Raw genomic sequence first — 7,053 nt, 5'->3', positions numbered from 1 at the left:
CGGGTTCGGGGGTGGTGGGGGTGGTCGTTTAACACCCCGCTCAGGGTTTCTGCCGCTTGGGGGGGTTTTTAACCGCCCGCAACGCTCACGAGTACTCTGCTGCTGACCGGCGGTTTGTGCTGGTCAGACACTGGGGAGTGCCTTATGCGCGTATTAATGGCTGGTTTCGTGCTGCTCGCGGTCGCTGGATGCGACGCGCCGGGGCAGTCGGCGGGCGGGGTGGTGCAGCTGACGCCGTCCCCGCCGCCGGTCACTCATCGGGCTGGCGCCGCCACCTCGCTGGTCGAAGCGGTGACGAAGGTGGCGCTGGCCAAGTCGACGTATCACTTCGTCGTGGTGCCCGGAGAAGGTGACCTGCTGAAGCCCTCCGACGGTGACGCGCGGGTCCAGACGCTCGCCGGGCCTGCCAAGTCCGTTGTGGACGGTGTGGAACTGGCGGGTACGGTGCGTACTCCGCTGCAGCAGGGGCGGACTCCTGACGAGCTGCGATTGGTCACCGTGCTGGGCGAGTCGTACGCGAAACTGCCCGAGGAGTTCGAGAAGGACAAGGGCAAGCCATGGCTGCCGCTGCCGCGGAACCTCGACGAGGAGCTCAACAACAATCTGCTCGAGGTGCACGACTCCCTGGCACAGGCCATCGCACCGACCAACTACCACCTGCCGATCATCGCCGCCGGTGGCGATATCCACGCGACCAAGGTGGAGGGGCAGTGCGTCCGGCACCTTGCCGCGGTGGACCTCGAGCGGGCCGCGGAGAAGGTAAACGGCGCCTACCTCAAAGAGGAGATGGAGTACGCGCTGAAGTCTGGTGGCAAGACGATCGACTACGAACTGTTGATCTGCCCCGGTGACGAACTGGCTGAGCTGAAGCTGCTGGTCAAGGTCGTGGGCACCGGCAAGGTCGTTACCACCGAGGTCCGGTTCAGCGAGTGGGGCAAGCCGGTGACCATCGCGAAGCCCGCCGACTCCGAGGTCTTCGGTCGGTAGTCGTAGGGGGTAACCCTGAGGAGAAGACCGGGGGTTTACCCCATGGTCCGGACCGCCTCGCCAAGCCAAGGTTATGGCCATGGGGATCACGAGGCGGGGAGCACTCAGGGGGGCGGTGGGTGCCATGGTCGCCGTGGGGACGGCGAGCATCGGCACAGCGGCGGCGTCAGGACGCCTGGAACGGATCAAGATCCCGACCAGGGCGGGGGTGTTCGACGCCGTCGCCGCCGGGCCGAGGTATGGCCGGAAAGTCTTGCTGCTGCACGGCTTTCCGGAGTTCGGCATCGAGTGGGAGGCACAGCTGCGAGCGCTCGCGGGGGCGGGCTATCGCGCTGTGGCGCCCGATCAGCGTGGGTATTCGCGAGGGGTGCGGCCCGCCGGGATCGAGCACTATCAGCTCGATCATCTGGTGCGGGACGTGCGGGGGATCGCGGACTCACTGGGCTGGGGGCGGTTCGATCTGGCCGGGCATGACTGGGGCGCCGCGGTCGCCTGGGTGGCTGCCGCGCGCTACGGGGGCCGGGTGCGGTCGCTGACCGCGGTGTCAGTCCCGCATCTCGGCGCGTTCGAGAAGGCGTTGCGGGAAGACCCGGAGCAGCAGAAGCGGTCGACGTACATGGCGGGCTTCCGGGAGCCGACGCCGATCCCGGAGAACAAGCTGCTGGCGAAGCCGTTGGTCATTCCCGGCGTGCCCGAGGAGCATCTGAACGAGTACAACGCGCGGTTGCGTGAACCCGGAGCGTTGACCGCCGCGCTCGACTGGTACCGGGCAAACGATTTCACGGGGTACCCCGATCGGGTGGCCGTGCCGACGTTGTTCCTCGCCGGCGAGGATCCGGCGGTGGCCCCGTCGGGGATCGAGGACACGAAGAATTGGGTCACCGGGCCGTATCGGCTCGAAAAACTGCCCGCGGGCGGGCATTTCCTGCCGGAGGTGGCGGCGCCGGTGGTCTCGGAGCTGTTGATCACACACCTGCGGGGTGTCCGATGAGGATTGTCTCAAGGAAAGTCCGGTAATCTGCGGTTATGTCGAGTGTGCGGGATCGGGTTGTCTCGTGGGTGGGACGCAAATACCTTGCCAGGAAGCAAAAGTCAGGTTTCGATCTGTCGAAGATCTCATTTCTTCCCGAGGGCGCGCTCATGCCGTTGCGCCGGGACGGGCTCGACCCGGTCGCGGAACTGGGGGCGACCCGCGCGGCCGAGCCGATCAGCAAGGTGCCGCTGCCGTTCGGTTTCAACGCCTGGCTTGTCAGCGGGTACACCGAATCGAAGGCCGTGCTCAGCGCGACCGGCGACTTCAGCAATGACTTCACCAACCTCGTCGGTAACGCGGGGGTGACCGAGGAGCAGAATCCCGGCGGTCTCGGCTTCGCCGACCCGCCGGTGCACACCCGGCTGCGGAAACTGCTGACGCCGGAATTCACCATGCGCAGGCTGAACCGGCTCACCCCGCGCATTCACGAGATCGTCGAAGAGCAGCTCGACGCGATGGCGAAGACGGACGGCCCGGTCGACCTGATGCAGGCGTTCGCGTTCCCGATCCCGTCGTTGACGATCTGCGAACTGCTCGGCGTCCCCTATGAGGACCGCGAGGATTTCCAGCGGCTGAGCACCGCGCGCTTCGACCTGTTCGGCGGCGCCGGCGCGTCACTCGGCGCGATTTCCGAGTCGCTGGCGTATCTGCGCGAGATCGTGAAGAAGCAGCGTGTGAATCCGGGCGACGGCCTGCTCGGCATGCTGGTGAAGGAACACGGCGACGAGATCTCCGACGAGGAACTGGCCGGGCTCGCCGACGGTGTGCTGACCGGCGGGCTGGAGACGACCGCGAGCATGGTCGCGCTCGGCGCCATCGTGCTGCTGCGCGACCCGGAGCAGTTCAAGCGCGTGCACGATGACGACGAGGCGATCGCCCCGTTCGTCGAGGAACTCCTGCGCTACCTGACCGTGGTGCAGATGGCGTTCCCGCGCTTCGCCCGCGAGGACGTCGAAGTGGCGGGCGCGCAGATCAAGAAGGGCGACATCGTGCTGGTGTCGTTGTCCGGCGCCAACCGCGACCCGTCACTCGGGTCTTCGATGGAGACCTTCGACCCGGACCGCGCCACGTCACCGCACCTCGCGTTCGGCTGGGGTGTGCACCGCTGCATCGGCGCCGAACTGGCCCGCATGGAGCTGCGGACGGCCTACCCGGCGCTGGTGCGCCGCTTCCCGAACATGCGGCTCGCGGTGGCCGCGGACGACCTTTCGTATCGGCAGCTGTCGATCGTCTACGGCGTGGACACGCTGCCTGTGCATTTGGGGTCGTGAGCGTTGCGGGCGGTTCTAACCGTCGCGATCACTCACGACGCCACGCCAGGCCCGCACCGGAAGTCCGGGGCGACGCCCACGAGCGAGAGGTTCCCCTGCTGCATCGAGCGGAGCAGGGGAACCGCTCGTTCAGGCGTGGGCGAGCGGTGACTCTGCTCCGTTGGATGCAGCAGAGTCACCACTCACGACCCAACGCTCACGGGTCACTCGACCAGCGAAAGCGCTTGGCTGGGGCAGATGTGCACGGCGTCGCGTGCGTGGTCCGCGGCCTCACCCATGGGTTCCGAGACGAGGACGATGACCGTGCCGTCGTCCTCGGTCTGGTCGAACACCTCCGGGTCGGTCAGCACGCACTGACCGGCCCCGACGCAGCGCCCCGTGTCGGCGATGATCTTCATGGAACTCTCCTACTCACAGGTGACGGGCAGTGCGTACAGCCCGAAGATGGCGGCGTCGTCCTTGAACGGCAGCTCTGCTTCGGGGACCGCGATCTTCAGGTCCGGGATCCGCTTGAAGAGCGTGTCGATGACGATCTGCAGCTCCATCCGCGCGAGGTTCTGGCCGAGGCACTGGTGTGCGCCGAAGCCGAACGCCACGTGGTGCCGCGCGCCGCGGTCGATGTCGAGCTCGTCGGGGTTCTCGAACGCGGACGGGTCGCGGTTGGCCGAGTAGCCGAGCGCGAGGATGCCCTCGTCCGCTTTGATGGTCACGCCACCGATTTCGACGTCCGCGACCGCGACGCGCGCTGTCGCCGCGTCGACGATCGTGAAGTAGCGCAACAGTTCCTCGATCGCGACCAGCGTCTTGCCGGGGTCGGCCTTGATGATCGCGAGCTGCTCGGGATTGCGCAGCAGCGCCACCGTGCTGAGCGAGATCATGTTCGCCGTCGTCTCGTGCCCGGCGAGCAGCAGCAGGAACGAGAGACTCACCAGCTTGCCGTGGTGATACGTGCCCTCTTCGCGCAGCTTGAGGATCTGCCTGCCGAGCAGGTCGCCTTCGGACGGCGCCGCTTCCTTGGCCGTGACCAGCTTGTCGAGGTAGCCGACGACGCCGTCGAAGGCCTCGCGCCGCTCCTCCGGCGAGACGGTGCGGCTGAGCATCGAGGCCGTGCGCACCTGGAAGAAGTCGTGGTCCGCGTACGGCACACCGAGCAGCTCACAGATCACCAAGGACGGCACGGGCAGCGAAAGTTCCGCCACCAGGTCGACCTCGCCGTCCGCGGCGAGCATGGCGTCGATGCGCTCGTCGACGATCTCCTGGATGCGCGGGCGCAAGGCCTCCATGCGCCGCACGGTGAACTCGCCGAGCACCGCGCGCCTGGCCGGGCCGTGTTCCGGCGCGTCCATCGACAGCATGGTCTTCTCGAAATCCGGGTCCTGGTTGCGGCGCTGGCCCTGGATCAGCATCGGGAAGTTCGGGTTGCTGCGGTCCGCGCTGAAGCGCGGGTCCGACAGCGCGGCGCGGACGTCCTCGTGGCGGGTGATCGCCCACGCCCAGGTGCCATCCGGCAGGCCGACCTTCGAAATCGGTTCCGTCTCGCGGATCTCCTTGTATTCCTTCGGTGGCGAGAATGGGCATTCCCTGGCAAGCGGGAACGTCAAATCCGCGGTCTCCATTACCCCTGTCATTACTTGCTCCCCACTAATTCACCACGTGACCGGCAGTTCATGCAGGCCGTAAATAGTCGTCTCCGTCTTGTACGGAAGTTCGGCGGCCGGCACGGCCAGCCGCAGTCCCGGAATACGCCGGAACAGCGTGTCGAAGATGATCTGGAGCTCCAGCCTGGCCAGGTTCGCGCCCAGGCATTGGTGGATTCCGAAGCCGAACGCGACGTGATGCCGTGCGCTGCGCTCGATGTCGAACTCATCGGGATCAACGAACGCTTCGGCGTCCCGGTTCCCGGAAATCGTCAAAGCGATGACACCTTCACCCGCCCGGATCAATTGCCCGCCGATTTCGACGTCGTCGATCGCGACACGCAGTCCGGCGGCTTCGGCGATCGTCAGAAATCGCAGCAATTCCTCGATGGCATTGAGTGTTTTGCCGGGGTCCTCGACGATTTTCTTCAGCTGATCGGGATGTTCCAGCAAGGTCAGCACGCCGAGTGAGGCCATGTTGGCCGTCGTCTCGTGCCCGGCGACCAGCAGCAGGAACGCGAGCTCTTTGAGGTCTTGGTGCCTGACCCCGCCGCCCGCGCGCTGCTTGAGGATCAGCCTGCCGAGCAGGTCGTCGCCCGGCTCGGCTTCCTTCGCGGTGACCAGCTCGTCCAGGAACGCCAGCAGTTCGCCGAACGCCGCCTGCCGCTCGGCCAGCACCTTGTCGCGGCTGAGCATCGCGTACGTGCGCTCCTGGAAGAACTCGTGATCGTGGTACGGCACGCCGAGCAGCTCGCAGATCACCAGTGAGGGCACCGGAAGCGCGAGCGACTTGACCAGATCCGCCGGCTTGGGGCCGTCGAGGATCGCGTCGATCCGCTCGTCGACGATCTGCTGGATGCGCGGCGCCATGGCCTTCACTCGCCGGATGGTGAACTCGCTGAGAACTTCGCGGCGCTTCTCGCCGTGCTCGGGCGCGTCCATGTCGATGAGCGAGGACCGGAAGCCGGGGATGATCTTCTGGTCCTTGATGATCCGGGGGAAGCCCGGCGCGTGGCGGTTCGAGCTGAACCGGGGATCGGTCAGCAGCTGCCGGATGTCCTCGAGCCTGGATACCGCCCAGATGGTCATCCCGGACGCCAGCAGGACCTTGGTGACGGGCTCCTCGGCTCGCAACCTCTGGTACTCGGCTGGTGGACCGAACGGGCAAGCCCGCTCCATCGGCCAGGCGAGTGACGGCGAGGCGGCCACGTCGGTCATTCCCATCCCATCCGGACAAAGCGCCTATGTGGAAGGTTTGTTTCCGCTTACGTAGCCCAACGTACCGAAGTGGAAGGTTTCCGTCCACCTAAATCCACCTGATGCCGTCAACTTCCAACCTGTACTCGGTAAACCGTTGCCCGTGCGAGAATCGGCCGCCGGTTTCACGCGAAAGGCAAGTGACATGAAGGCCGAATCTGGGACGCCCTTACGGGCAGACGCGCGCCGTAACCGCGACCAGATCATCGCCGCGGCCAAGACGATCTTCGTCGAGCAGGGCCCTGACGCGCCGATGGAGGACATCGCGCGGGCGGCGGCGGTCGGGGTCGGGACGCTCTACCGGCGTTTCCCCGACCGGGAGACGTTGATCAGGGAGGTCGCGCGCGACAACTTCGCGCGGGTGCTCACCGAGGCGCGCGCGGCGATCGCCGAGGAGGACACGTCGTGGGGCGCGCTGGTCCGCTTCCTGCGGTTCTCGCAGGAGCTGAGGCTGTCGGTGCAGCTCGCGATGCTGTCACCGCAGGCGGAGGCGGCGATCCACAACGACCCGCTGACGGCCGAGTTCCGCCGTGCGCTGCTGGGTGAACTCGAGATCGTCGTCAAGGGGGCTCAGGAGGAGGGGGAGCTGCGCGCTGACGTCGGCGCCGGCGATGTGGCGCTGGTGTTCACGCTGCTGCTGCGGCAGCTGCCGAACAAGCTGGACAGCATCGAGTGCGCCGCGGAGCGGGTCATGGCGCTCATGCTCGACGGGCTGCGCGCCCGGCCCGGCAGCGCACTGCCAGGCCGGGTGCTGACCGGCGAGGACCTGCTGCCCTAGGGCCTGTATCGAAGTCGGTTAGAGCCATTCGTTGATTGCGGCGATGTGCACGGTGGCCTCGTAGCGGACGGCGAGCTTGTCGTAGCGGGT

The 7,053-nt window shown here is 66.7% G+C and carries 7 protein-coding genes; 4 read left to right on the top strand and 3 right to left on the bottom strand.

Annotated features, from left to right (window positions below; genetic code table 11):
* Positions 1-144: 144 nt before the first annotated feature.
* The 3 genes from ACFV15_RS47435 (at position 145) to ACFV15_RS47425 (ending at position 3,291) form a co-directional block, all read left to right on the top strand.
* Positions 145-987, top strand: a complete 843-nt coding sequence (locus ACFV15_RS47435; RefSeq protein WP_378360030.1) for a hypothetical protein — start codon at positions 145-147, stop codon at positions 985-987.
* Between the two features lie 124 nt (positions 988-1,111).
* Positions 1,112-1,978, top strand: a complete 867-nt coding sequence (locus tag ACFV15_RS47430; protein WP_378360028.1) for an alpha/beta fold hydrolase — start codon at positions 1,112-1,114, stop codon at positions 1,976-1,978.
* Positions 1,979-2,013: 35 nt separating this feature from the next.
* Positions 2,014-3,291, top strand: a complete 1,278-nt coding sequence (locus ACFV15_RS47425) for a cytochrome P450 (protein ID WP_378360026.1) — start codon at positions 2,014-2,016, stop codon at positions 3,289-3,291.
* A 203-nt stretch (positions 3,292-3,494) separates the two neighbouring features.
* Here ACFV15_RS47425 and ACFV15_RS47420 read toward each other — a convergent pair whose 3' ends face one another.
* The 3 genes from ACFV15_RS47420 to ACFV15_RS47410 are packed head-to-tail and all read right to left on the bottom strand — an operon-like array spanning position 3,495 to position 6,146.
* Entirely contained in the window at positions 3,495-3,689 is a 195-nt protein-coding gene (locus ACFV15_RS47420; RefSeq protein WP_378360024.1) for a ferredoxin, read from the bottom strand.
* Between the two features lie 9 nt (positions 3,690-3,698).
* Positions 3,699-4,919 (bottom strand): cytochrome P450, encoded by a 1,221-nt coding sequence (locus tag ACFV15_RS47415; RefSeq protein ID WP_378360022.1) that lies wholly within the window; start codon positions 4,917-4,919, stop codon positions 3,699-3,701.
* An 18-nt stretch (positions 4,920-4,937) separates the two neighbouring features.
* The gene (locus ACFV15_RS47410) at positions 4,938-6,146 is read right to left on the bottom strand and encodes a cytochrome P450 (protein ID WP_378360020.1); all 1,209 of its coding nucleotides are present in this window, start codon (positions 6,144-6,146) and stop codon (positions 4,938-4,940) included.
* Positions 6,147-6,330: 184 nt separating this feature from the next.
* Between ACFV15_RS47410 and ACFV15_RS47405 the strand changes: the two genes are divergently transcribed.
* Positions 6,331-6,963 carry a TetR/AcrR family transcriptional regulator gene (locus ACFV15_RS47405; protein ID WP_378360018.1) on the top strand — a complete coding sequence of 211 codons (633 nt, stop codon included), beginning with the start codon at positions 6,331-6,333 and terminating at the stop codon, positions 6,961-6,963.
* The last annotated feature ends 90 nt before the right edge of the window (positions 6,964-7,053 follow it).

The sequence above is a fragment of the Amycolatopsis sp. NPDC059657 genome (assembly GCF_042734395.1).
Taxonomy (GTDB): domain Bacteria; phylum Actinomycetota; class Actinomycetes; order Mycobacteriales; family Pseudonocardiaceae; genus Amycolatopsis.
The sequence above is the reverse complement of the archived record's forward strand: the minus strand, read 5'-3'. Positions and strand labels throughout refer to the sequence as shown.